This window comes from Methylobacterium sp. Leaf399 (assembly GCF_001424525.1).
Classification (GTDB): Bacteria; Pseudomonadota; Alphaproteobacteria; order Rhizobiales; family Beijerinckiaceae; genus Methylobacterium.
Window position 1 is genome coordinate 126,752 of the sequence record NZ_LMQK01000030.1, and the last position, 24,797, is coordinate 151,548.

Sequence of the window (24,797 nt, forward strand, 5' to 3'; positions counted from 1 at the left end):
TTCGAGCGTCTCCCGTGCCAGCGACAGCAACCACGGGACGACCGCGATGGAACCGATGAAGCCGATGGAACCCATGAAGCCCATGGAACCGATGAAGCCCATGAAGCCGATGCAGGGATCGGAGGCCTGGTGGCCGCAGGAACTCGGCAGGCCGTCCACCAGCGGCGGCCAGAACGGCCTGCGCTACGCCTTCTTCCCGGACAAGCAGCGCCTCGTCATCGAGGAGAACGGCAAGCGCACCACCTACGATAGCGGCGACCACCAGATCAACGGCGTCTCCCAGTCGAGCGGCGGCTCGCCGCGCTTCCGCAGCCAGAACGGCGAGGTCGCCCTGGATCAGTTGAAGACGGTGGACTAAAGCCTGCCGGGCAGGCCCCGGCACATCGCGAAGGGGCCCGTTCACGTCGGCGGGCGACCCTTCGCGCATGTGCGGCATCGCCGGCCTCGTCGATCCTCGCCTTTCGCCCGAGCGGCTCGCGCGTTTCGCCGGCGCGATGGCCGACGCCCTCGCCCACCGCGGGCCGGACGGGCGCGGGGTCTGGCATGAAGACGGCGTGGCATTGGGCCATCGCCGCCTCGCCATCCTCGACGTGAGCGCCGCCGGCGCCCAGCCGATGCGCTCCCGCGACGGGCGCTGGGTGGTGACGTACAACGGTGAACTCTACGACGCCGCCGACCGACGCCGGCACCTGTCCGACTGCGGGCACACCTTCGCCGGCACCTCGGACACCGAGGTCCTGGTCGAACTCATCGCCCGCCACGGCGTCCCGGCCGCCCTCGACCGGGTCGAGGGCATCTTCGCCTTCGCGGCCTACGACCGCCACGAGCGCCGCCTGTGGCTCGCTCGCGACCGCATCGGCGTGAAGCCGTTGTTCTATGCGCATCATGGCGAGCGCCTGATGTTCGGCTCGACGCTGAGCGCGCTCACCGCCTGCCCGGAGTTCGCGCCCGGGATCGATCCGGCGGCGGTGTCGAGCCTCCTGCGCCACGGCTACGTGCCCGCACCGGGCTCGATCCTCAGCGGTGTGCGCAAGCTCGCCCCCGGTTTCCTCCTGTGCTGGCGCCCCGGCGAGGCCCCCCGCACGAGCGCCTATTGGCGCCTCGACGATGTCGTCCGCACCGGCCGGGCCGATCCGTTCCGGGGGTCGGACGAAGCCGCAGCGGAACGGCTCGAGGCGTTGCTGGCGGCGGCGGTGCGGCGGCAGATGGCGAGCGACGTGCCGCTCGGCGCCTTTCTGTCGGGGGGCGTCGATTCCTCCACGGTGGTCGCCCTGATGGCCGCGCACGGACAGGCCCCGAAGACCTTCGCGGCCGGCTTCACCGACGATCCGCGCTTCGACGAGAGCGACGCCGCCGCGCGGGTCGCCCGGCACCTGGGCACCGACCATACCACCATCCCCGTCCGCGAGGCGGATGCGCTGGCCCTCGTGGCGCATCTGCCCGAGATCTACGACGAGCCCCTGGCCGACCCATCCGGCCTGCCGACCCACCTCCTCTGCGCCGCCACGCGGCGGGCCGGGATCACGGTGGCGCTCTCGGGCGATGGCGGCGACGAGCTGTTTGCCGGCTACGACCGCTATGCCCTCGCCCTGCGCTTCGCGGCCCGCGCCGAGCCGGTGCCGCCCCCCTTGCGCCGCCTCGCCGCCGGCGCGGTCCTCGCCCTGCCACACGGGGCCCTGGCGATCCTCGGCCGCGCCCTGCCCCGGCCCTGGGGCGGGCCGGATGCCGCCGACCGCCTGCGCAAGGCGGCGGCACAGCTGTCGGGCGACGGCTTCGGGCTCTATGCCCGCCTCCTCACCCTCAACCCCGCGGCGGAGGCGCTGGCGCGCGGCGTGCCGGGACTGGCGCACCCCCTCGACGAGGAGGCGGACGGCTCGCTCCTCGAGCGGATGCGGCGCCTCGACACCCTGAGCTACCTCCCCGACGACGTGCTCGCCAAGGTCGACCGTGCCAGCATGGCGGTGGGGCTGGAAGCGCGGGTGCCGCTGCTGGACCGCGACGTCGTCGCCTTCGCCTGGAGCCTGCCGGAATCGCTGCTGCGGCGGGACGGCAAGGGCAAGTGGCTCATGCGCCGGGTGCTCGCCCGCCACGTGCCGCCGGCCCTGTTCGAGCGGCCGAAGCAGGGCTTTGCCCCGCCCCTGGCCGCCTGGCTGCGCGGCCCGTTGCGCGCCTATGCGAACGACCTGCTGCGGGCGCCCGACGCCGGCGGCGGCTTCCTCGACACGGGCCTGGTGCGGGCGATGCTCGACGAGCACCTGTCGGGGCGGCGCAACCATGCGGTCGGGCTATGGCCGCTCGTGACGTTCGAAGCCTGGCGTCTGGCGCAAGGCCGCAGGGCGCGGCACAGTGCCGGAGAGACGCCAGGGGGAGCATCGGCTTGAGCGACACGATCACCATCGCAGCCGCGGACGGCACGGCGGCCACCATCGCCCTCCACGGCGCCGAGCCGGTGTCCTGGGTCGTCGCCGGGCGCGAGTACCTGTGGGAGGGCGACCCGGCCCATTGGAACCGCCATGCGCCGTGGCTCTTCCCGGTGGTCGGCGCCAGCGCCGGCGGGCGCGTCCGGGTCGGCGACGACACCTTCCCCATGGCCCAGCACGGCTTTGCCCGCGACCTGCCTTTCGCGGTGGCGGCGCAGGCGCCGGACTCCGTCACCCTGCGGCTCGGCGACGACGCCGCGACGCGCGCGCACTACCCCTTCGCCTTCGCCCTCGACATCACCGCCACGGTGAGCCCCGGCCGCCTCGCCTTCACGATCGTGGTGCACAACACCGGCGAGACCGCCCTGCCCTACGGCCTCGGGTTCCACCCGGCCTTCCCCTGGCCGTTCGCCGGGGGCGAGCGTGCGGCCGGCGCCGGCTACGCGGTGGTGTTCGAGCATCCCGAGCGGCCGTTCGCCCCGCAGGTCGGCGAGGGCGGCCTGCTCCTGCGCGACGAGCAGCCATTGCCCCTCGACGGCGACACCCTCCCCCTCGATCCGGAGATCTTCACCGAAGCCCTGGTCGTCCTCGACGCGAAGAGCCGGTGGATGCGCTTTGCCGGTCCCGACGGCAGCGCCATCCGCCTCGAAGCGGAGGATTTCCCCCACCTCGCCGTCTGGACGAAGCCGACGGCGCCTTTCCTCTCCCTCGAATGCTGGACCGGGCACGCCGACTGGGCCGGGTTCTCCGGCGATCTCTCCGAGCGCGATGCGCAACGCCTGCTCGCGCCGGGAGCCCGGGCGCGGCACGGCGTGACGCTGTCGTTCGAGGCGGCGGGCGCATGACCGCCTTCTCGGCCCAGGCCTGGGCGCGCAACGCGGACGCCTACGAGGCGATCCGCACCATGCCCTTCAACGCGGAGCTCGCCGCCGGCACCCTCAGCCCGGCCCGCTTCGTCCACTACATCGTGCAGGACGCGCATTACCTGATCGGCTTCGGCCGGGCCCTGGCGCTCGCCGCCGCCAAGGCGCCGGACCCCGACCGGATCGTGCAGTTCGCCCGTGCCGCCGAGACCGCCATCGTGGTGGAGCGCTCGCTCCACGGCGGCTTCTTTCGCGATCACGGCATCGATGCGCGGACCTTCGCGCAGACGCCGCTGTCGCCGGCCTGCGACCACTACGTCTCCTCGCTCATGGCCACCGCCTACGGCGAGCCCTATGAGGTGGTGCTCGCGGCCCTGCTGCCCTGCTTCTGGATCTACGCCGAGGTCGGCACCGACATCCTCTCGCGGGCGGCCTCCGCCAACCCCTACCAGGCCTGGATCGACACCTACGCCGGCGAGGAGTTCGCCACCGCCGTCGCGCAGATGATCGCGGCCACGGACGAGGCCGCGGCCGACGCCTCGCCTTCCTTGCGCGAGCGGATGCACCGGGCCTTCACCCGCGCCACCCAGCTCGAATGGATGTTCTGGGACGGCGCCTACCGCGAGGCGCGCTGGCCGGTGTGAGGCTCGCGCCGGGACCGGGATGCGAGGCCGGGTGGCAGACGATTTGCAACCGGACCGCGACTCGTCGCATGTCGACTCTCCGGCACGGATCGCAGGGTCGCGATTGGCCCGTGTCGGCAAGATGGACCAGGACGGGCGGCCCGCCCTCGGGCCCCCGCGAGAACGGACGCTGAGAGGACACGACATTCATGGCATCGGGCCTTGCCGGCGATCTCATCCGCACGAAATCCCTGGAGCGTCTCAACGCCGACGCTGACAGCGGCGAGAACCAACTCGAACGCACGCTCGGTCCCTGGAGCCTGATCGCGCTCGGCATCGGCGCGGTCATCGGCGCCGGGCTGTTCTCGCTCACCGGGATCGCGGCGGCCGAGCACGCCGGCCCGGCCGTGGTGATCTCCTTCGCCATCGCCTCCCTCGCCTGCGCCTTCGCCGGCATGTGCTACAGCGAACTCGCGGGCATGATCCCGGTGGCGGGCTCGGCCTACACCTACGCCTACGCCACCATGGGCGAGTTCGTGGCCTGGATCATCGGCTGGGACCTCGTGCTCGAATACGCGGTCGGCGCCGCCACCGTCTCGGTGAGCTGGTCGAGCTACGTCACCCGCTTCCTGCGCGACAGCCTCGGCATCAACCTGCCGCCCAGCCTCGTGAATTCGCCGTTCGAGACCTACACCCTCGCCGACGGCACCGTGGCGCACGGCCTCGTCAACCTGCCGGCGATCGTCATCATCGTCGCGGCCTCCGCCCTCCTGATGGTCGGCATCCGCGAATCGGCCCGGGTCAACGCCGTGGTCGTCCTCATCAAGCTCGCCGTGGTGGCGGTCGTGGTCGGCGTCGGCCTGTTCTACATCAAGGCGCAGAACTACGTGCCGTTCATCCCCGAGAACACCGGCACCTTCGGCGAGTACGGCTGGAGCGGGATCATGCGCGGCGCCGGCGTGGTCTTCTTCGCCTACGTCGGGTTCGACGCGGTCTCCACGGCGGCGCAGGAGGCCAAGAATCCACAGCGCAACATGATGATCGGCATCCTGGGGTCGCTCGCCATCTGCACGGTGATCTACATCGCCTTCGCTAGCGTGCTCACCGGCCTCGTCCCCTACGCCCAGATGAAGGGAGACGCCGCGCCGGTGAACACCGCCATCGCGATGACGCCGTTCCCGTGGCTCAAGAGCCTCGTGACGCTCGGCGTCATCGCGGGCTTCTCCACGGTGATCCTGGTGCTGCTGCTCGGCCAGAGCCGGGTGTTCTACTCCATGAGCAAGGACCGGCTGCTGCCGGGCTTCTTCTCCAAGATCCACCCGACCTGGAAGACGCCCTACCGCTCGAACCTGTTCTTCATGGTGTTCACCAGCGCGCTCGGCGGCTTCCTGCCGATCTCCCAGCTCGGCCACATGACCAGCATCGGCACCCTGCTCGCCTTCATCCTGGTCTGCGTCGGCGTCATCATCCTGCGCCGGACCCAGCCGGACGCGCGGCGCGACTACCGCACGCCGCTGGTGCCGCTGGTGCCGATCCTCGGCATCGTCAGCTGCTTTGCCATGATGGTGTCGCTCGACGGCGAGACCTGGCTGCGCCTAGGCGTCTGGCTCGCCATCGGCCTCGTGATCTACTTCGCCTGGAGCCGCAACCACAGCCGGGTCGGGCGGGAGGCGTAGCGCACTCGTTCAGCCGATCAGCGCGAGCAGCGCGTCGGCGGCCCGGCTGCGGTAGCGTTCCTTGTGCCGCAGCACCCGGAACGGCCGCGCCGGCAGGTGGAAGGCGGCCTGCACCAGGGTGCCCGCCCGCAGGGAGGCCGCCACGACGGTGCGCGACAGCACGGCGGCCCCGCCGCCGGCTTCCACCGCTGCCCGGACCGCCTCGTTCGAGGGCAGTTCGAGGACGACCCTGAGCCCGGCGGCCGGAATGCCGGCCTGCGCCAGCGCCGCCTCGAACACCGAGCGCGTCCCCGAGCCCGCCTCGCGCAGCACCCATTCGGCCTCTGCCAGATCCCCGGGCGCGAGGTCGCGGGCGGCCGCGAACGGGTGGCCGGGTGCCACCACCAGGACCAGCTGGTCCTGCGCCACCGTGGCGGCGGCCAGCGCCGGGTCGTCGAGGTCGCCCTCGACGAAGCCGAGTTCGGCGGTCCCGTCGTGCACGGCCCCGGCCGCCTCGGCGGTGTTGCCGACGGAGAGGCGCACCGCGATCAGCGGATAGGCGCGGCGGAAGGCGACGAGGTGGCGGGGCAGCCAGTCGCTGGCGACGGTCTGGCTCGCGGCCAGCGAGAGCGTGCCGCTGCGCAACCCGCTCAGGTCCGCCAGGACCCGCTCGGCGGCCTCTGCCCGCGCCAGCACCGCCCGCGCCTCGATCAGGAAAACGCGCCCGGCCTCGGTCAGGGCGATGCCGCGCCCGACCCGGTGGAACAGCCGGGTCGCGTGCCGCGCCTCCAGGGTGGCGATGGCCGCACTCACCGCGGATTGGGCGAGGTTGAGGGCCTCGGCCGCCCGCGTGACGTGCTCGCGCTCGGCCACCGCCACGAAGATGCGCAATTGGTCGAGGGTCATGACGGGGCCGGGACAGGCGCGGCGTCAGGGACCATCGGCCTGGTGGTGGCGCAGTTCGGGCGCGCCCTTGTGCGGCTCGCCGGCCTCGGGGGGTTCGCCGCGGGTCTCGGCCCGGCTGGTGTCCACGAAGATGCGGGCCTCGCCCTCCTTCAGGCCGAGGCTGCGCAGGGCGTAGACGATCATCCCGAAGGCGAGTTCGCGCTCGGCCATCAGGGCGAGGCCGACGCCCTGCTCCTCCAGGAGCTTGCGCTCGCCGTCGCTGTGGCTGCGCACCAGCGTGTCGATCCTCGGATTGAGGGAACGGGCGAGCTCCACGAGGCGGCGGGCCTGATGCGCGTCCGGGGCGGCGATGACGAACAGCCGCGCTTCCCCGATCTCGGCCGCCTCGAGCAGGCCCGGCGCGCTGGCATCGCCGAAGATCGCCTCGATGCCGGCCTTGCGCAGTTCCAGAACCCGGCGCCGGTCGCGCTCGACCACCACGAAGGGCAGGTCCCAGGCGGAGAAGGCCTTGCCGATGGCACTGCCGACGCGGCCGTAACCGACGATGACGGCATGGCCGCGGTGGGCGGTCGCCTCCGCCGCGATGGCGGGCGGGGCGGCGGCGTGGCGCTCGAACCGCGCTGCGACCTCGGGCCGGCTCCCGAGCCAGCGCTCGGCGCGCGCGGCCAGGGCGAAGACGAGGGGGTTGAGGGTGATCGACAGGAGGGCGCCCCCGAGGATCAGGTCGCGCCCCTCCTCGGGCAGCAGCTTCAGGGACAGGCCGAGGCCGACGAGAATGAACGAGAATTCGCCGATCTGGGCGAGGCTGGCCGCGATGGTGAGCGCCGTGCCGAGGGGATGCTTGAACACCAGCACGATCGCCACCGCCGCCACCGACTTGCCGATCATGATGACGCCCAGCACCGCCAGGACCGAGAGCGGCTCGCGCAGGAGGATGCCGGGGTCGAACAGCATGCCCACGGACACGAAGAACAGCACCGCGAAGGCGTCCTGCAGCGGCAGCGAGTTGGCCGCGGCCTGATGGCTGAGGTCGGATTCGGCCAGCACCATCCCGGCGAAGAAGGCGCCGAGCGCGAACGACACGCCGAACAGCTCGGCCGAGCCGAAGGCGATGCCGAGCGCCAGGGCCAGCACCGCCAGGGTGAACAGCTCCCGAGACCCGGTGCGCGCCGCCTGGTCGAGAAGCCAGGGCACGAAGCGGCGGCCGCCCACCAGCATCAGCAGCGTGAAGAGCGCGACCTTGGCCAGCGTGAGGGCGAGGGTGAGCCAGAGGCTGCCGCCCCCGGCCGCATGCGCCGCGCCGTCGCCCTGCCCGCCCAGCGAGGTGGCCAGCGCCGGCAGCAGCACCAGCGCCAGCACCATCGCCAGATCCTCGACGATGAGCCAGCCCACCGCGATGCGGCCGCGGTCGCTGTCGAGGAGGCCGCGCTCCTCCAGCGCCCGCAGCAGCACCACCGTGCTCGCCACCGACAGCGCGAGCCCGAACACCAGGCCCGCCCCGATGCCCCAGCCCCAGGCGAGCGCGAGGCCGCCGCCCATCACCGTGGCGGTGACGATCTGCACCACGGCGCCGGGCAGGGCGATGGTGCGCACCGCCATCAGATCCTTGATGGAGAAGTGGAGCCCGACCCCGAACATCAGCAGGATGACGCCGATCTCGGCGAGCTGGGCGGCGAGCACGCTGTCGCCGACGAAACCCGGCGTGTAGGGGCCGACCATGACGCCCGCCAGCAGGTAGCCCACCAGCGGCGGCAGCTTGAGGCGCTGGGCGACCATTCCGCAGACGAAGGCCAGCACGAGCCCCAGGGCGATGATGGCGATGAGTCCGGTGGCGTGCGGCAAGGGTTCAAGGACCTCGGGTCTGGGGGGACGGGATCGGGCATCGTCGGGCGTGACGCAGAGAACGCGTCATGCCGCGCATCGACGGCCGGAGCGAGGGGTTCTCTCCCTTTAGGGCAGAAATCCCCCGGCGCGAGAGCGTTTCGGCACGCAGCCACCGCCGGGACGACGATCCGTCCGCTTCGAGGGGCGCCGCCGCGCTCATGACTTCTCCGCGCTTATGGCCCGGTGCGGAGCCTTGGCACCGGGCCATGAGCGATTGACCTGAGGCGGGAACGGTCGTCAACCGACCGCGGGCGAGAGCCGAAACCGAAGGGAGCCCGGGCGCATGGACGACGCGAGCGACACCCTGATCGCCGCCGGCACGCCGGCCTTCCGGCGCACCACCGTGGCCCTGGCCGCGGCCGGCTTCTCCACCTTCGCGGTGCTCTACGGGGTGCAGCCGCTGCTGCCGGTCTTTTCCGAGTCGTTCCAGGTCTCGCCCGCCGAGAGCAGCCTCGCCCTGTCAGCGCCCTGCGCCACCCTGGCGCTGGCGCTCCTCGTGGTCAGCCCGCTCTCGGAAGTGTGGGGCCGCAAGCCGGTGATGGTGGCCTCCCTGTTCGCCTCGGCGATCCTCACCCTCGTCGCCGTCCTCGTCCCGAGCTGGTACGGCTTCCTGGCCCTGCGGGCCCTGACCGGGCTCGCCGCCAGCGGCCTGCCGGCGGTGGCGATGGCCTATCTCGCCGAGGAGATGGACACCCGCGCCATCGGGCTTTCCATGGGGCTCCTCATCGGCGGCAACGCGCTGGGCGGCATGGTCGGCCGGCTGGTGGCCGGCGTCATCGCCGACCACGCCTCGTGGCGGATCGGGCTCGGCACCATCGGCGTCCTCGCCCTCCTGGCGGCGGTGGCCTTCGCGTTCCTGCTGCCGCCCTCGCGGCGGTTTCGCGCCAACCGGATGCGCTGGGCCGAGGTGCCGGCGAGCTTCGGCCGGCATTGTCGCGATCCGGGGCTGCCGTGGCTGTTCGCCGAGGCGTTCCTGCTGATGGGCGGCTTCGTCAGCGTCTACAACTACATCGGCTTTCGCCTGCTCGAGCCGCCGTTCTCCCTGAGCCAGACCGCCATCGGCGCCATCTTCGTGGTGTACCTGGCCGGCACGATCAGTTCGGCCGCCACCGGCGAGATCGCGACCCGGCTCGGGCGCCGCAAGGTGCTGTGGCTGGCGATCACGCTCGGGCTCGCCGGCATCGCCCTGACGCTGTCCGACAGCCTCGTCCTCATCGTCGCCGGCATCGTGGTGGTGACGGTGAGCTTCTTCGGCGCCCATTCGGTGGCGAGTTCCTGGGTCGGGCGCCGGGCCCTGCGCGACCGCGCCCAGGCCTCCTCGCTGTACCTGTGCCTGTACTACCTCGGCTCCTCGGTGCTCGGCACGGCCGGCGGCTGGTTCTTCGCCCATTCCGGCTGGACGGGGGTGGCGGGGTTCTTTTCCGGGCTCTACGTGCTCGCGCTCCTCGTCGCCCTGCGCCTCTCGCGGCTGGCACCGCTGGCCCCCCATGGTTGACTTGGGACCCCATGGTTGACCTGGAACCCGCCGGGCTTCATTGAGACGCCGTCCGTACCCTGGAAGAGGAAGCCCGGCGCGCTGCTCCCAAGGCGGTTCCGGCTCTGCGTCGCAGTCTGTGATCGAACTCGCCGTCGCCGTCGCGCTCATCCTTCTCAACGGGGCCTTCGCGCTGTCAGAACTCGCCGTGGTCTCGTCGCGCAAGTCGCGGCTGCGGACCATGGTCGAGGCGCATCGCCCCGGCGCCAAGGCCGCGATGGCCCTGGCCGACGACCCCGGGCGCTTCCTCTCCACGGTCCAGATCGGCATCACCCTGGTGGGCATCCTCTCGGGTGCGGTCTCCGGTGCGGCCCTGGGCGAACGGCTCACCACGATCCTGTTCGAGGCCGGACTGTCGAAGGCGGTGTCGGATCCGCTCGGCTACGGCCTCGTCATCGCCGCCATCACCTACCTGTCCGTGATCATCGGCGAACTGGTGCCCAAGCACGTCGCCCTGCGCGATCCCGAGGGTTTCGCCTGCATGGTCGCCCCGACCATGCGGGTGATCTCGCGGGCCGCGCTGCCCGCGGTCTGGCTGCTCGACGCCTCGACGCGGGCGGTGTTCCGCGTCCTCGGGCAGGAGGCGGCCAGCGCCAGCGCGGTGACGGAAGAGGAGATCCGCAGCATCGTGGCCGAGGCCGAGACCGCCGGCGTGATCGAGACCGACGAGCGCAAGATGATCGCCGGCGTGCTGCGCCTGGGCGACCGCGCCGTGCGCGGCGTGATGACCCCGCGCACCGACGTCCACTGGATCGACCTCGACAAGGACCCCGCCGAGATCCGGGCGATGCTGCTGGCGAGCCCGCACTCGCGGGTGCCGGTGGGCGAGGGCAACCCCGACAACATGCTCGGCGTCGTGCAGGTGCGCGAGATCGTCAAGGCCCTGGTGGAGAACGTCGACTTCGACCTGCGCGCCTACATCCGCACCGCGCCCGTCCTGCCCGACACCCTCGACGCCCTCGACGCGCTCACCGCCCTGCAGGCGGCGGAGGTGCCGATGGCCCTCGTCCACGACGAGTACGGCCATTTCGACGGCCTCGTGACGCCCGCCGACATCCTCGACGCCATCGCCGGGGCCTTCCATTCCGAGGACCCCGAGCCCGAGGCGGTCCAGCGCCAGGACGGGTCGTGGCTCATCGCCGGCTGGATGCCGGTGGACGAGATGGCCGACCAGCTCGGCATCAAGCTCGAATCGAACCGCGACTACGAGACCGCCGCCGGTCTGGTGATCGCCCGGTTCCAGCGCCTGCCCGAGACCGGCGAGGTCTGCGAGATCGCCAGCTGGCGCTTCGAGGTGGTGGACCTCGACGGCCGCCGGATCGACAAGATCCTGGTCTCGCGGATCATGTGACTCTCGCGGGGCTAATCCGCCGTCTGGACCGACCAGGTGGCGTGGCCGATGCCCGGCGCTTTGGCGAGGTCGGCCACCACCGCGTCGAGTTCCGCCGCCTCCACGGCGGTGGCCACCAGGGTCGCCACCACCTCGACGGTGTCCTCGCCGCGTTCCACCACCTCGATCCCGCCGACGGGGTAATGGGCCGCCTCCAGGCGCTCCACGAGGAGGTCGCGGGCAGGCCCCGCGCCCTCGGCCGCCACCGTCACCTGGACCTCGTAGGTCGCCTCGGTCTGGCTCTCGTCGATGGGCACCCGGTTGATGGCGTTGACGAGCGGCCGCAGCAGGGTGTTGCCGGCCAGGACCGCCGCGGTGACGAGCACCGCCTCGACCGGCAGGTCGGCACCGGCGAAGGCGCCCACCGCCGCCGAGCACCACAGCGTGGCGGCCGTGTTGAGGCCGCGCACGTTCATGCCCTCCTTCATGATCACGCCCGCCCCGAGGAAGCCGACGCCGGAGATCACGTAGGCCACCGTGCTCACCGCCCCCTTCGACCCTTCGAGGCGCATGCCGAGATCGACGAAGGCGGCCGCCCCCAGCGCCACCAGCACGTTGGTGCGCAGGCCCGCCGTGCGCTGGCGGTACTGCCGCTCGGCCCCGATCAGGGTGCCGAGGGCGAAGGCGACGAGGAGACTGACCGCCGAGTTGAGGGTCTCGGGCAGCGGCGCGAAGGGAAGACCGGACATTCCGGTGTCATCGATCAGCGTCGTGACGGAAGCGTGACCGTTGCACCCGGGAAACTGTCTCATATCATTTCCGGGTGATCACTTCGTGATGCGGAAATGGGCTTCGCTCAGGCGCCGCGCGGGCTCGGTGATCCGGTTCCCGCTTGATTCAAGCGGAAACCGGATCAGACCGCGAAGAACGCCTCCAGCGCCGCCAGCGTCGCGTCCGGGTTCTCCTCGGCGAGGAAATGACCGGACGGGATCACGGTCCCGGTGGCGCCCGGTGCGAAGGTGCGCCGCCAGGTGTCGAGCGCGGTCTCGACGCTCTGGTCGAGGTAGCGGTCGCCGGTGAGGATCAGGGCGGGGCTGGCGATGGTGCGCCCGGCGGCGAGATCGTCGGCGTCGGCCTGCCGGTCGTGGGTGGCGCCGGCCCGGTAGTCCTCGCAGGCCGCATGGATGCGCGAGGGGTCGTTCCAGCTCTGGCGATAGAGGTGGAGGGCGCGGGGCTCGAACGGGTCGAGGGTCCCGGCCCCGCTCCAGGTCCGCAGCAGCCCCTCGTAATAGGCGATCGGATCGCGGCCGATCTCGGCCTCCGCCTCGGGGCTCGCCAGGAAGCGCCAGTGCGAGAACCGGTCCGGCGCCGTCTCGAGTCGCTGCCACTGGACCAGGGTCGGCAGGATGTCGAGGAGGGCGAGGCGCTCGACGCGGCCCGGCTCGTCCAGCGCCAGGCGGTAGCCGACCCGCGCGCCGCGGTCGTGCCCGGCGACCGCGAAGCGGACATGGCCGAGCCCCTCCATGATCGCCACGACCTCGCGCGCCAGGGTGCGCTTGGCGTAGGCCGCGTGCCCGGCATCCCCGGCCGGCGCCTGCGACCAGCCGTAGCCCTTGAGGTCGAGGCAGACCACGCGCCGGTTCCGCGCGAGGGCCGGCGCGATGCGGTGCCAGCAGGCGTGGGTCTGGGGAAACCCGTGCAGCAGCAGCAGGGGCGGCGCCCCCTCGGGGCCGCCGATGCGGGCGAAGGCACGGCCGTCCGGCCCGTCGATCCAGCGGGCCTCGAAACCCTCGAACAGATCCGCCGCCATCGCTCGCTCCATCGCCCCGCCGGGAGGCTTCTCCATCGCCCCGCCGGGAGGCTTCTCCATTGCCCAGCCGGGAGGCTTGTCAAAGCGTTCGCGCCGGCATCGATCCCGCCGTTCGGGCAAAATGCCCGACACCCTTCGATCGTGCGCAAGCGGGATTGACGCCGCCCCTGCGCGACGGGCACACCCTCATGGAACTTGAGGGTCGACTAAGAACCCCGGTCGAGGAGACGCCTGTCATGCGGAACACGGTTCCTGCGAACGACACCGAGCGGCGCTCGTGAGCGGTGCGACCCTGGCCGAGCGGCCGGCCGCGCCCGCTCCCGACGACGCCCTGCGCGCCCGCATCCTCGCCCTGCGCGACGGGCTCGAGCACGGGCTGATCGGCTGCACCGGCCTCGTGGAGCGCCTGCTGATCGGGCTCCTCACCGGCGGCCACCTGCTCATCGAGGGCGCCCCGGGGCTGGCCAAGACCCGCGCGGTCAAGCGCCTGTCGGACGGCCTCGACGGCAGCTTCGCGCGCGTCCAATGCACCCCCGACCTGATGCCCGCCGACCTCACCGGCACCACGGTGTGGCGCCAGGACGCAGGCACCTTCGAGTTCCTGGCCGGGCCCCTGTTCCACTCGCTGATCCTCGTCGACGAGGTCAACCGCGCGCCGCCCAAGGTGCAGTCGGCGCTGCTGGAGGCGATGGCCGAGGGCCAGATCACGGTGGCGGGCATCACCCATCCGCTGCCCGACCCGTTCATGGTGGTGGCGACCCAGAACCCGATCGAGCACGCCGGCACCTTCCCGCTGCCCGAAGCCCAGCTCGACCGCTTCCTGCTGCATGTCGTCGTGGAGATGCCCGACGAGGCCTCCGAGCGGCGCATCCTCGACCTCGTCGAGGGCGAGTTGAACCACCACGCCGAGGCGATGGCGGTGAAGCTCAGCGTGGAGGAGATCCGGGCCGCCCGCGCCGCGGCGCTGGACGTCTACGTCTCGCCGGCCCTCAAGGACTACCTCGTGCGGCTCGTGGCCGGCACCCGCACCGATGCCGCCGCCCCGGAGCTGCGCGCGGCGATCGAGCACCCGGCCTCGCCCCGCGGCACCCTCGCGCTGATGCTGGCGGGCAAGGCCCGCGCCTATCTGCACGGGCGCGACCACGTCATTCCCGAGGACGTCGCGGATCTGGCCGCCGACGCGCTGGCCCACCGCATCGGCCTGACCTGGCGCGCGGCGGCCGAGGGCCGGACCTCGCGCAAGATCATCCAGGAACTCGTCCAGCGGGTGCGGGCGCTCTGAGCTTCATGGCGTCCACCCCCGCCCCGGCCGATCCCATCGACACCCATCCCGGAATCCATCTGTCCGGCGAGGTGCTGATGGGGCTGCGCCATCTCGCCCGGCGCGGCGTCTCGCCGACCACGCGGACGCTGGCCGGCCTGCCGGGCGGCATCGTCACGCGCCGGCGGGGGCGCGGCTCGGAGCCGGACGACGTGCGGCTGTGGTCGGAGGGCGACGACCGCCGCCACATCGACCGCAACGCCACCGCCCGCACCGGCATCCTGCACGTGCGCACCCACCACGACGAGCGCGACCGCGCGGTGGTGCTGCTCGCCGACATCCGGCCCTCGATGCTGTTCGGCACCCGCCGGGCGCTGCGCTCGGTGGCCGCGGCCGAGGCCCTGGTGCTGCTCGGCTGGCGCATCGTCGGCGACGGCGGCCGCGTCGGGCTGGTGGTGGCCTCCGGCGCCGAGCCGGTGGTGGTGCGCCCCGCCGGGGGCGAGCGTGCGATGACCGCCGTCACCGGCGCGCTGGCCCAGGCCCACGCCGCGGCCCTGTCGCTGTCGCAGTCCGACGACCGGCCGCTGACCCCGCTCCTCACCCTGGCCCAGAGCCTGCTGCCGTCGGGCGGCCACCTCGTCATCGCCAGCGCCCTCGACGATCCGGGCGAGGATTTCGACCGGCTCCTGACGGTGCTGGCCGAGCGCCTGTCGATCAGCCTGATCCTGGTGAGCGACGCCTTCGAGCGCAGCCGCCCGCCGGGCTTCTACCCCTTCGCCACGCAGGACGGCCGCCGCGGCACGGTTCAGGCGGCGCGCAGGGCCACGGCCGGCCGATCCACCGCCGAGGAGCGCCTCGCCGAGTTCGCCCGGCGCGGCATCGAGGGCCTGCGCCTCGACGTGGAGGCGGGCCCGGAGGCCTACGCCCCGCTGATGGAGCGCCTCGATGCGGTGCTCTGAGGTGGGACAGTCATGAATCCGGTTCCGGCGGGTCTCGAGAACCTGCGCGGCCTCCACCTCCCGGCGGGCTCGGCCGGCGCGGTCCAGGGCGAGATCGCGCTGGCGGTGGCGCTGGGCTTCCTCGCGGCCCTGGCGGTGGGGCTGGTGCGGTGGTGGCGTCGCCGCGCCAAGGCGAGCCTGAGGCGCCGGGCCCTGGCCGAACTCGCCGCCGTGCGCCACCTGGCGCCCGAGGCGCGCCTCGTCGCCCAGGCGCGGCTCCTGCGCCGGATCGTGCGCACCGTCGAGGGGGATGCCGCCGCCGATGCCAGGGGTGCGGAGTGGTCGGCGCGCCTCGACCGGGTTTTCGCCACCACCTTCTTCACCCGCGGCGCCGGCCGGGTGCTGGGCGAGGGCCTCTACCGCCGTGAGAGCGCCGACCCCGCCGCCATCGACGCCGAACTCGGCCGTCTTTTCGCGCAGATCAAGGCCTGAACCCCCGATGCCGGCCTGGATCACCGCCTTCCTCTCGGCCTTCGACCTCGCCAGCCCCTATGCGCTGCTGCTGCTGGCGCTGCCGCTTCTCGCCGCCCGCGCGATGCCGCCCGAGCGGGCGGGCGCCAGCGGGGCGCTGCGGGTGCCGGCCTCGGTGGTGGCGGACGCCGCCCGCGGCGACACCATCGCGGCGCGCGGGCGGGCGCGCACCATCCTGATCTGGTCGCTCTGGGCCGGCCTCGTCGTGGCGCTGTCCGGTCCCCGGCTGGTGCTGCCGGCCACCGCCCTGCCGGCATCGGGGCGCGAGATCATGCTGGTGATGGACCTCTCGGGCAGCATGGAGCGGCGCGACTTCTCCCTGGACGGCGAGACCGTGACGCGGCTGGCCGCGGTCAAGCGGGTCGGCACCGACTTCATCCGCCGCCGGGCCGGCGACCGGATCGGCCTCGTGATCTTCGCCAACGAATCCTACGTCGCCGCCAGCCCGAGCTTCGACACCGCCACCGTCGCCCGGGCCCTCGACGACGCCACCATCGGCCTCGTGGGCCGTTCCACCGGCATCGGCGACGGCCTCGGGCTGGCCCTGAAGCGCCTCGTTCCGACCGCGGGACAGGCGGAGGGCGGACCGCCGGTGACCTCGAAGGTGGTGGTGCTGATGACCGACGGCGCCAACAACGCCGGCCAGACCACGCCCCGCGACGTCGCCCAGCTGGCGCGCGAACTCGGGGTCAAGGTCCACACCCTGGCGCTGGGGCCCCGCGACCTCGCCAACGCCGACGGCGAGCAGGACGTGGTCGACACCGAGACCCTGAAGGAGGTCGCCGAGATCAGCGGAGGCAAGGCCTTCCGGGTGAAGACCACCGACGACCTCATGGCGGTGGCCGATGCCATCGACACCCTGGAGGGCGGGCGGGCCAAGGCGCCGCCGGTGCCGCTGCGGCGCGACCTGTGGCCGTGGCCGGCGGCCTTCGCGCTCCTGTGCGCGGCGGGCCTCCTGGCCGCGCGGCGGGGAGCGTGAGATGAGCGACCTGGCGGCCTTCGCGATCCTGCGGCCGTGGTGGCTCGCGGCCCTGCCGGTGATCGCCCTGCTGGCGCTGCGCGCCGCCTGGCGCTCGGCCCCCCTCGGGGATTGGGTGCGTGCGGTCGATCCCGCGCTGATGGCGCTGATGGCCCGCCGCGGCGGGGTCTTGGGCGGGCGGCGCCAGGCCAACCTCGTGGCCGCGATCACCGCCGGCCTCATCGCCCTGGCGCTCACCGGCCCGGCCTTCGAGCGGCCCGACACCACGGCCTTCCGCAACCTCGACGCCACCGTCATCGTCCTCGACGTCTCGCGTTCGGTGGCCGACGGCGGCGCCTTCAAGGACGCGCGCCAGATCGCCCAGGCCGCCGCCGAAGCCGCCGGCACCCGCAGCGTCGCGGTGGTGGTCTATGCCGGCGACGCCTACCTCGCGATTCCCCCCACCACCGACCGCGATGCCCTGGGCGCGACGCTGTTCGCCATCGATGCCGACACCGTGCCCGATCGCGGCAGCCACCCGGAGCGTGGCCTCGCCCTGGCGCGGCGCACCCTCGAGGAGGCCGGCGTCATCGCCGGCGACGTGGTGCTGATCACCGACGGCGACGGCATCGGCGAGGCGGCGACCCGCGAGGCCGCCGCCATCCGCGCCAAGGGCTGGGCGCTCAGCGGCCTGTTCGTGCCCGCGACGCAGCGCCTGCCCGAGGGGGTGCCCCGGCCCGACCGCGCCTCCCTCGACCGGCTGGTCGGCACGGGCGGCGGCGTGGCGGCCGACATCGGCGCGCCCGAGGCGGTGCTCGGCCGGGTCGGCGCCAGCACCGCCCAGCACCTGGTGGCCGGCGGCTACGGCGTGCTCGCCTTCGCGGAGGTGGGGCGCTGGCTGATCCTGCTGGCGCTCCTACCCGCCCTCCTCCTGTTCCGCCGGAGCGCCTGATGCGACCAGCGATCGCTCTGCCCCGCCTGCCCGCCCTGGCGCCCGGATGGAGCGCAAGCTGGACCTTGTGGCTGCGTCTCGCCGGCCTCGGTCTCGCCGGTGCGGGACTGCTCGCCCTCGTCCTGGTCTCGCAGCCGCGCAACGCTGCCGGCCGCCTGCTGATGGGGCTGGGGCTGCCGGATGCCGCCGCCGCGGTCCTGTCCGATCCGGCCTGGCGCGGCCCCGCCCTCTACCAGGCGGGCCGCTACGGCGAGGCCGCGGAGATCTTCCGCAAGGCCGGAAAGCGCGGCGCCTACAACCTCGGCAATGCGCTCGCGCGGGCCGGGGACCTGGAGGGCGCCATCACGGCCTACGACGACGCCCTCTCCTACAACCCGCGCAACGCCGACGCCCAGGCCAACCGCTCCCTGATCGCCCGGCTGATCGAGGACGAGAAGGACCCCGGCAAGGGCGGCGGCATCGCCAACGCCACCGCCACCACCGGCTCGCGCTACAACAAGACCGCCAACCAGGACCCCAACGACAACACCCAGGCGACCTCCAGCGGCGAGGGGCTGGCCGGCAACAAGGAGGGCGGCACCACGTCCTCGACGCCCGGCAACAGCAAGGTCGCGCGCCGCGGCAAGGCCGAGCAGGCCTCGATCGAGTCCGGCAAGGGCGAGGCCCGCGGTTCGGCCAGCGACGCGGCCGGGCGCGGGCGCACCGGTGCGGGCTCGGCCATGGTGGCCGCCGCCCCGGAGAAGGAGGTGCGGCGGGTGACGAAAAGCTTCGAGGCCCACGAGATCCGGCCCGACCGCCTCTGGCTGCAGACCCTGCCGGACGATCCCGGCCGCTATCTCAAGCTGCGCCTCAAGGCCGAACAGGCCGCCCGCGTCGAGGCCGGCACTGCGGTGCCGGCGGGGAGCAACCCATGGTGAGCGGCGTGTGGCGGAACGCGGCCCTCCTCCGCCTCGTGGGGAGGCGTTGGAGGTGGGGGTGGCTGGCCGACCCGCTGCGCAGGCCGGTGGCACCACCCCCGCCCACGATCCCTGCCCGCAAGGGGGAGGGACGTACCCTCGCCACTGTCGCCGCCGCCTTGTCGGCTCTGTTCCTCCTCGCCGCCCCCGCGCGCGCCGAGGTCGCCCCCGGTGATCTCACCTTCACGGTCACGCCCGAGCGCAACGGCAACGCCGCGCCGTTCTCGCGCGAGATGGTGCTCCTGCGCATCCGCGGGGTCTACCGGCAGCCGATCCTGCTCGAGGAGGTGGTCCAGCCGTCGCTGGCCAACTTCAGCTGGACGCAGCTCGGCCGCGACACCTGGACCAAGACCCGTCTGCCCGACGGCCCCACCGCCATCGCCTTCGAGCGCGTGGTGGCGGTGTTCCCGCACCATGCGGGCGACTTCACCATCGAGCCGTTCATCCACCGCCTGACGATCAACGACGAGGGCGTGCGCAAGGTGGTGGACGTCCGCTCGGCCCCGATCGCCCTGCCGGTGGCGCAATGGACGAAGCCCACCGGCGGCCCCGACGTGAAGGAGCCGTGGTGGCTGCCGGCCAAGGACGTCACCATCACCGACTCCTGGAGCCCGGACCCGGAGACGATCAAGCTCGGGGAGTCGGCGAGGCGCATCGTCACCATCGAGGCGCAGGGCATGATCGCGGAAGGGCTGCCGCCCCGCCCGGTGATGCGCACCCGCGGCATCCTCACCTTCGCCGGGCCGGTCACCCGCGAGACCGTCATCACCCCGAGCGGCCCCATCGCCCGCGCGACCTACCAGTGGGACGTGCGCCCCGGCGTGCCGGAGATCATCCCCCTCGACGCCATCGTGATCCCGTGGTTCGACACCGTGGCGCGGATTATGCGCGAGGCCGAGATCCCGGCCCGGCAGATCGGCGGCGGCCTGCCCGACCGCGAGGAGGACGCCAAGGCGGCGGCCCCGGTCTCGTCGGTGCTGATCGGCGCGGCGGGCCTCCTCGCCTTCGGTGCCGGACTCGCCCTCGTCGGCTTCGGCGGACGTAGCAGCAGCCGGATCCTGCGCCTCGACCGCACCGCCCGGCGCGCCCTCCGGAAGGCGGCCGCCGCCGGCGATGCCGCCGCCTTCCGCGCCGCGATCGAGACGGGGCGTCAGGCCGACCCCGCCCTCGCGCAGAAGTGGCGGGCGGACTCCGCCATCGTGGCGGGCCTGACCGCCCTCGACGACGCGCTCTACGGCCGGGGCGATGGCGCGACCCTCGACCTGCGCGGTCTCGCCGATCGGCTGGCCCGCCCGGTGCGGGTCGATGCCGGACGTGCCCCCGCCGAGGCGCGCCTGGCCGCCCTCGACGGCCGCTCGACCCGAGACCGGGCGGGTTAACTGGGCGTTCACCACGACGGCGCAGCCTGCACGCCCGCAGGCGGGTGCGGATCGAGGGGACGGACGTGGGCAGACGCGCAAGGCTGACGGCGACCGCAGGCGCCCTGTTCGGGATCGCCTGGCTGCCGGCCCCCGCCGGGGCCGCCGATTCGGTCGACCGCCGGTTCGGGTACGGCGTTCCGCCGGCCTACGCGGACCCGGGCGAGAGCGACCTCCCGCCGCTGCCGCGCTATTTCCCGCGCGAGGGCAGCGACAGCAGCGTCGCGGTGGTCCCGGAACGGCGCCGGATCGCTAGGGGCTGCCGTCCGCGCCGCGTGCCCATCCCCACCGACGCGCCCGACGATCCGAGCTACGTCGGCTCCACCTACGGCCTGGGCAAGCCGAGCTACTACGGCTTCGTGCCCGCCCTCGGCACCGACGACCCCTTCGGCCGCTCGATCCTGCCGTACTGCCGCTGATAGGGTTTCCGCTCGAACCGAGCGGGAACCGTATCGGCGAGCCCGCGCGGCGCCTGAGCGAAGCCCATGTCCGCATCACGACGTGATCAGCCGGAAATGGCATGAGGCCTCGCGTCGGGCTCTTGCGGTGGCATCGGCTGTCTCCGAAAGCCGGCAACGACCGATCGGTCGGATACCCGAGAACCGGAGGGACCCCGGGCCTTCGCCATCTGGCGCCGGTCCGGCCCTGGCCCTAGGTGTGGCGTTTGCGCCGTCACCGGAGCGTCCCGCCGTGTCCCAACCGCCCGTTCCCCTGCGCCTCGACGCCGTCGCGCCGTTGCGGACCGCCACCGCCGGATGGCGCGCGCGCGGCGAGCGGATCGTGCTGGTGCCGACGATGGGGGCGCTCCACGCCGGCCACCTGGCGCTGATGGCGCACGCCAGAACCATCGGCGACCGGGTGGTCGCCAGCATTTTCGTGAACCCCACCCAGTTCGGCCCGACCGAGGACTTTTCGCGGTATCCGCGCGATGTCGAGGCTGACCTCGCCCTCCTCGCGGGGGCCGGCGTCGACGCGGCCTATCTGCCCGGCGTCGAGACCATGTATCCGCCGGGCTTCTCCACGCGGATCGAGGTGGCCGATCTCACGGAGGGGCTGTGCGGGGCGTTCCGGCCCGGCCACTTCACGGGTGTCGCGACGGTGGTGGCCAAGCTCGTCAACCAGGTCGGGCCCGACGTCGCCCTGTTCGGCGAGAAGGACTACCAGCAGTTGCGCGTCATCACCCGCGCCATGCGCGACCTCGACGTGCCGGTGGAGATCCGCGGCGTGCCGACCCTGCGCGAGGCCGACGGCCTCGCCCTGTCCTCGCGCAACCGCTACCTGACCCCGCAGGAGCGGGCGGTGGCGCCCCGCCTCAACGCCGTCCTGTCGCGGATCGCGGGCGCCCTGGCGGCGGGCGAGCCGGCCACCGGGCCGGTCGCCGAGGGAATAGCCGACCTCAAGGCGGCCGGGTTCGCCCCGGTGCAGTACCTGGCGGTCTGCGACGCCGACACCCTGGCGCCGGTGGAGCGGGTCGTCCGCCCGGCGCGGGTGCTGGCGGCGGCCTACCTCGGCCGCACCCGGCTCATCGACAACGTCCCGGTCGCGCCCGGCACCTGAACGACCCGGTCGCGAAACCAGGCTTGGCACCGGACCGGATCGCTCCCCGGTCCGGCGCGCATATGGGCCGATCAGGCCGCTTCGTCGTAGTTGCCGTTCCGGGTCTGGCCGAGGCCGATCGCCTTGGCGAGGTCCGAGCGGGCCTTGGCGTAATTGGGGGCCACCATCGGGTAGTCGGCCGGCAGACCCCACTTGGCGCGGTACTGCTCGGGGCTCATGTCGTACTTGGCCCGCAGGTGCCGCTTGAGCGACTTGAAGATGCGGCCGTCCTCGAGGCAGACGATATGGTCGGCGGTGATCGACTTCTTCACCGGAACCGCGGGGGCCTGGGGAGCCGCGGCGGCCTGCGTCTCGACGACGCCGTTGGCGATCTGCAGCAGGGCGGCGTGGGTGCGACCGATGAGATGGGCGAGGTCGCCCGGGGGAACCGGGTTGTTGCTCACGTAGGCGGAGACGATGTCGACCGTGAGTTCCACGTAATCGGTCGAGGTGTCGGTATCATTCATGGGGACAACAGTTCCTTTGACGCGATGCAGAAACAGGGGCGGCGCGCAGGTGTTCGGGCAGGAAGTCGACTGCCGAATCACCGGTCGCTCCGACCCGTTCCGGGTGTCGCGGGCCGAAAACACATCGACGACCTGTTCGACCGCAAGTCGTCGACCACACATGGCGATCCTGTCTGCCACCCACATCCTCTATGATATTCAGCCATGCCTCGCAAGACAGGGTGGCATGCCTCAGATACAGGCCGATGACTTCCTAAGACGAAGATCCCAATTCGCATGGATTTCCTAGTGCCCCGCCACCGCCAGGGGTGGCAAAAACGCCCTTTGTAGTTGTGGATGTCTTGCGCGGGCACAGGCGAGCATCGCGACGGCGGTCGATTAGTGTATCTGGAATGTTGCTGGCCCTGCGTCCGACGCACGGCCTTGCCCCCGCCGCCTCCGCGCGGCACATCCCTCCCATGGGAGCGCAGCACACGCGTCCCGCCCCTTTTTTCCGAACGCTAAGGACACGTCCGATGGCTTCCGACCGTCACACCATCCCGGTTCCGCAAGCGGCGCCGGTCGCGGAACGGCGTCCGCATCGCTACGAGGTCCACGGGGTCGAGGTCGTCGACGACTACGCCTGGCTGAAGGCCGACAACTGGCGCGCGGTGCTCAAGGATCCCGCGACCCTGCCCGCCGACATCCACGCCCATCTCACCGCCGAGAATGCCTTCACCGAGGCGACGCTCGCGGGCATCGAGCCCCTGCGCAAGGCACTGGTGGCCGAGATGCGCGCCCGCATCCGCGAGGACGACAGCGGCGTGCCCGCGCCCGACGGGCCGCACGCCTATTACACCCGCCACCGCGAGGGCGGGCAGCACCCCCTGGTCTGCCGCCGGCCGCGCACGGTGATCGTGCTGCCCGGCTCGGGCGCCGAGACGGCGGCCGACGGCGGCCCCGAGCCGGGCGAGACGATCCTGATCGACGGCGACGCCGAGGGCGCGGGCCTGAGCTTCTTCGAGCTCTCGGCGGCGGTCCATTCCGACGACCACGCGCTGATGGCCTGGAGCGCCGACACCAAGGGCTCGGAGCTCTACGTGATCAAGGTGCGCGATCTGGCCACCGGGCAGGACCTGCCCGACCGGGTCGAGGCCACCTCCGGCGAGGTGATCTGGGCCGCCGACGGGAAGGCCTTCTACTACACGGCGGTGGACGACAACCATCGCCCGGCCCGGGTCATGCGCCACCGCCTCGGCACCGACCAGAACGACGACGTGACGATCTACGAGGAGCGCGATTCCGGCTTCTTCGTCCACATCGACAAGACCCAGTCCGGCACCTACCTCACGGTGACCGCCAGCGACCACGAGACGGCGGAGGTCCACATCCTCGACCGCCATGCCGCCGACCCGGCGCTCAGCGTGGTGCAGGCGCGGGTGCCGCTCCTGATCTACTCGGTGGAGCACTGGGGCTCCTACCTCTTCCTGCTCACCAACGCCGACGGGGCCGAGGACTTCAAGATCGCCAGCTGCCCGATCGCGACGCCGGGCCGCGAGAACTGGGTCGACGTGATCCCGCACCGGCCGGGCATCATGATCCGCCACCAGCACCTCATCGCCGGGCACCTCGTGCGACTCGAGATCGAGAACGCGCGCCCGCGCATCGTCGTGCGCGATTTCTCGGGCACCGAGCACACCGTCGCCTTCGCGGAGGAGGCCTATTCCCTCGGCCTGCAGCCGGGCCACGAGTTCGAGACGGCGGTGATCCGCTTCACCTACTCGTCGATGACGACCCCGGCCGAGACCTACGACTACGATTGCGTCACCCGCGCCCGGCAGCTGCGCAAGCGCCAGACGGTGCCGAGCGGGCACAAGCCGGAGGACTACGTCACCCGCCGCCTGTTCGCCACGGCGCCGGACGGCGAGACCGTGCCGATCTCGCTCCTGCACCGGCGCGACCTCGTCCTCGACGGATCGGCGCCGCTGCTCCTCTACGGCTACGGCTCCTACGGCACGCTGATGCCGGCCTCGTTCCGCACCAACCTGCTCAGCCTCGTCGACCGCGGCTTCGTCTACGCCATCGCGCACGTCCGCGGCGGCACCGAGAAGGGCTGGCGCTGGTACATGGACGGCAAGCGGGACAAGAAACCCAACACCTTCTCGGATTTCGTCGCCTGCGGCCGCGCCCTGATCGACGCCGGCTACACCGCGCAAGGGCGCATCGTCGCCCACGGCGGCAGCGCGGGGGGCATGCTGATGGGGGCGGTGGCCAACCTCGCGCCCGAGCTCTTCGCGGGGATCGTCGCCGACGTGCCCTTCGTGGACGTGCTCAACACCATGCTCGACGGCGAGCTGCCCCTGACCCCGCCGGAATGGCCCGAGTGGGGCAACCCGGCCGAGAGCGAGGCCGCCTTCCGCACCATCCTCGGCTACTCGCCCTACGAGAACGTGGCGGCCAAGACCTATCCGGCGATCCTGGCGCTGGGCGGGCTCACCGACCCGCGCGTGACCTATTGGGAGCCGGCCAAATGGGTCGCGCGGCTGCGCGCCAGCATGACCGGGGGCGGCCCGGTGATGCTGCGCATCAACATGGAGGCCGGGCACGGCGGTGCGGCCGGCCGCTTCGACCGGCTGGAGGAGGTCGGGCTCAACTACGCCTTCGCGCTGCTCGCGGTGGGCAAGGCCGCGGGCGAGGCGTAGGTCCGGCCCCGCGC

Annotated in this window: 22 protein-coding genes; 17 read left to right on the top strand and 5 right to left on the bottom strand. The window is 72.6% G+C overall.

The window, feature by feature from the left end; genetic code table 11:
- Nucleotides 1-73 precede the first annotated feature (73 nt).
- The 5 genes from ASG40_RS13970 to ASG40_RS13990 all read left to right on the top strand — a co-directional run bounded on the left by ASG40_RS13970 (nucleotide 74) and on the right by ASG40_RS13990 (nucleotide 5,582).
- Nucleotides 74-358 carry a hypothetical protein gene (locus ASG40_RS13970; RefSeq protein WP_338011779.1) on the top strand — a complete coding sequence of 95 codons (285 nt, stop codon included), beginning with the start codon at nucleotides 74-76 and terminating at the stop codon, nucleotides 356-358.
- 67 nt (nucleotides 359-425) lie between these two features.
- Entirely contained in the window at nucleotides 426-2,381 is a 1,956-nt protein-coding gene (gene asnB / locus ASG40_RS13975; RefSeq protein WP_082524078.1) for an asparagine synthase (glutamine-hydrolyzing), read from the top strand.
- A complete protein-coding gene (locus tag ASG40_RS13980; protein WP_055886818.1) occupies nucleotides 2,378-3,265 on the top strand; it encodes an aldose 1-epimerase family protein in 888 nt (295 codons plus the stop codon). The genes asnB and ASG40_RS13980 overlap by 4 nt, the downstream gene beginning before the upstream one ends.
- The gene (locus ASG40_RS13985; protein ID WP_055886820.1) at nucleotides 3,262-3,927 is read left to right on the top strand and encodes a TenA family protein; all 666 of its coding nucleotides are present in this window, start codon (nucleotides 3,262-3,264) and stop codon (nucleotides 3,925-3,927) included. The genes ASG40_RS13980 and ASG40_RS13985 overlap by 4 nt, the downstream gene beginning before the upstream one ends.
- Nucleotides 3,928-4,115: 188 nt before the next feature.
- Entirely contained in the window at nucleotides 4,116-5,582 is a 1,467-nt protein-coding gene (locus ASG40_RS13990) for an amino acid permease (RefSeq protein WP_055886824.1), read from the top strand.
- A gap of 9 nt (nucleotides 5,583-5,591) precedes the next feature.
- On the opposite strand, the gene ASG40_RS13995 is transcribed toward ASG40_RS13990, so the two are convergent.
- Both ASG40_RS13995 and ybaL read right to left on the bottom strand, forming a co-directional pair.
- Nucleotides 5,592-6,467, bottom strand: coding sequence for a LysR substrate-binding domain-containing protein (locus ASG40_RS13995; RefSeq protein ID WP_055886826.1), 876 nt, complete (start codon nucleotides 6,465-6,467; stop codon nucleotides 5,592-5,594).
- A 24-nt stretch (nucleotides 6,468-6,491) separates the two neighbouring features.
- Nucleotides 6,492-8,309, bottom strand: coding sequence for a YbaL family putative K(+) efflux transporter (gene ybaL / locus ASG40_RS14000; protein WP_055886829.1), 1,818 nt, complete (start codon nucleotides 8,307-8,309; stop codon nucleotides 6,492-6,494).
- A 325-nt stretch (nucleotides 8,310-8,634) separates the two neighbouring features.
- On the opposite strand from ybaL, the gene ASG40_RS14005 reads away from it, so the two are divergent.
- On the top strand, nucleotides 8,635-9,846 hold the full coding sequence (locus ASG40_RS14005; protein ID WP_055886831.1) for an MFS transporter: 1,212 nt from the start codon (nucleotides 8,635-8,637) through the stop codon (nucleotides 9,844-9,846).
- A 118-nt stretch (nucleotides 9,847-9,964) separates the two neighbouring features.
- Nucleotides 9,965-11,236, top strand: a complete 1,272-nt coding sequence (locus ASG40_RS14010) for a hemolysin family protein (protein WP_055886834.1) — start codon at nucleotides 9,965-9,967, stop codon at nucleotides 11,234-11,236.
- 11 nt (nucleotides 11,237-11,247) lie between these two features.
- Here the strand turns inward: ASG40_RS14010 and ASG40_RS14015 are convergent, their stop codons facing one another.
- Both ASG40_RS14015 and ASG40_RS14020 read right to left on the bottom strand, forming a co-directional pair.
- Nucleotides 11,248-11,964 carry an MgtC/SapB family protein gene (locus ASG40_RS14015; RefSeq protein WP_055886835.1) on the bottom strand — a complete coding sequence of 239 codons (717 nt, stop codon included), beginning with the start codon at nucleotides 11,962-11,964 and terminating at the stop codon, nucleotides 11,248-11,250.
- Between the two features lie 164 nt (nucleotides 11,965-12,128).
- Nucleotides 12,129-13,025: an alpha/beta fold hydrolase gene (locus ASG40_RS14020; protein WP_055886838.1), complete on the bottom strand. Its 897-nt coding sequence runs from the start codon at nucleotides 13,023-13,025 to the stop codon at nucleotides 12,129-12,131.
- A gap of 277 nt (nucleotides 13,026-13,302) precedes the next feature.
- Between ASG40_RS14020 and ASG40_RS14025 the strand changes: the two genes are divergently transcribed.
- The 9 genes from ASG40_RS14025 (at nucleotide 13,303) to panC (ending at nucleotide 21,596) form a co-directional block, all read left to right on the top strand.
- Nucleotides 13,303-14,307: an AAA family ATPase gene (locus tag ASG40_RS14025; RefSeq protein WP_055886842.1), complete on the top strand. Its 1,005-nt coding sequence runs from the start codon at nucleotides 13,303-13,305 to the stop codon at nucleotides 14,305-14,307.
- Between the two features lie 5 nt (nucleotides 14,308-14,312).
- Nucleotides 14,313-15,245, top strand: a complete 933-nt coding sequence (locus ASG40_RS14030; RefSeq protein WP_055886843.1) for a DUF58 domain-containing protein — start codon at nucleotides 14,313-14,315, stop codon at nucleotides 15,243-15,245.
- Between the two features lie 12 nt (nucleotides 15,246-15,257).
- The gene (locus ASG40_RS14035) at nucleotides 15,258-15,716 is read left to right on the top strand and encodes a DUF4381 domain-containing protein (RefSeq protein ID WP_055886847.1); all 459 of its coding nucleotides are present in this window, start codon (nucleotides 15,258-15,260) and stop codon (nucleotides 15,714-15,716) included.
- Between the two features lie 7 nt (nucleotides 15,717-15,723).
- A complete protein-coding gene (locus ASG40_RS14040; RefSeq protein WP_055886848.1) occupies nucleotides 15,724-16,734 on the top strand; it encodes a VWA domain-containing protein in 1,011 nt (336 codons plus the stop codon).
- Between the two features lies 1 nt (nucleotide 16,735).
- Entirely contained in the window at nucleotides 16,736-17,665 is a 930-nt protein-coding gene (locus ASG40_RS14045) for a VWA domain-containing protein (RefSeq protein ID WP_055886851.1), read from the top strand.
- On the top strand, nucleotides 17,665-18,582 hold the full coding sequence (locus ASG40_RS14050; protein ID WP_055886853.1) for a tetratricopeptide repeat protein: 918 nt from the start codon (nucleotides 17,665-17,667) through the stop codon (nucleotides 18,580-18,582). Before ASG40_RS14045 ends, ASG40_RS14050 begins: the two co-directional genes overlap by 1 nt.
- Before the next feature lie 107 nt (nucleotides 18,583-18,689).
- Entirely contained in the window at nucleotides 18,690-20,000 is a 1,311-nt protein-coding gene (locus ASG40_RS14055) for a hypothetical protein (RefSeq protein WP_443136621.1), read from the top strand.
- A gap of 65 nt (nucleotides 20,001-20,065) precedes the next feature.
- On the top strand, nucleotides 20,066-20,458 hold the full coding sequence (locus ASG40_RS14060) for a hypothetical protein (protein WP_244480621.1): 393 nt from the start codon (nucleotides 20,066-20,068) through the stop codon (nucleotides 20,456-20,458).
- Nucleotides 20,459-20,750: 292 nt separating this feature from the next.
- Complete coding sequence (panC, locus tag ASG40_RS14065; protein WP_055887394.1) at nucleotides 20,751-21,596, top strand: pantoate--beta-alanine ligase; 846 nt, start codon at nucleotides 20,751-20,753, stop codon at nucleotides 21,594-21,596.
- Nucleotides 21,597-21,667: 71 nt separating this feature from the next.
- Here panC and ASG40_RS14070 read toward each other — a convergent pair whose 3' ends face one another.
- Nucleotides 21,668-22,102 (bottom strand): MucR family transcriptional regulator, encoded by a 435-nt coding sequence (locus ASG40_RS14070; protein WP_055886856.1) that lies wholly within the window; start codon nucleotides 22,100-22,102, stop codon nucleotides 21,668-21,670.
- 515 nt (nucleotides 22,103-22,617) lie between these two features.
- Here ASG40_RS14070 and ASG40_RS14075 point away from each other — a divergent pair.
- Nucleotides 22,618-24,783, top strand: a complete 2,166-nt coding sequence (locus tag ASG40_RS14075) for a S9 family peptidase (RefSeq protein ID WP_055886858.1) — start codon at nucleotides 22,618-22,620, stop codon at nucleotides 24,781-24,783.
- The last annotated feature ends 14 nt before the right edge of the window (nucleotides 24,784-24,797 follow it).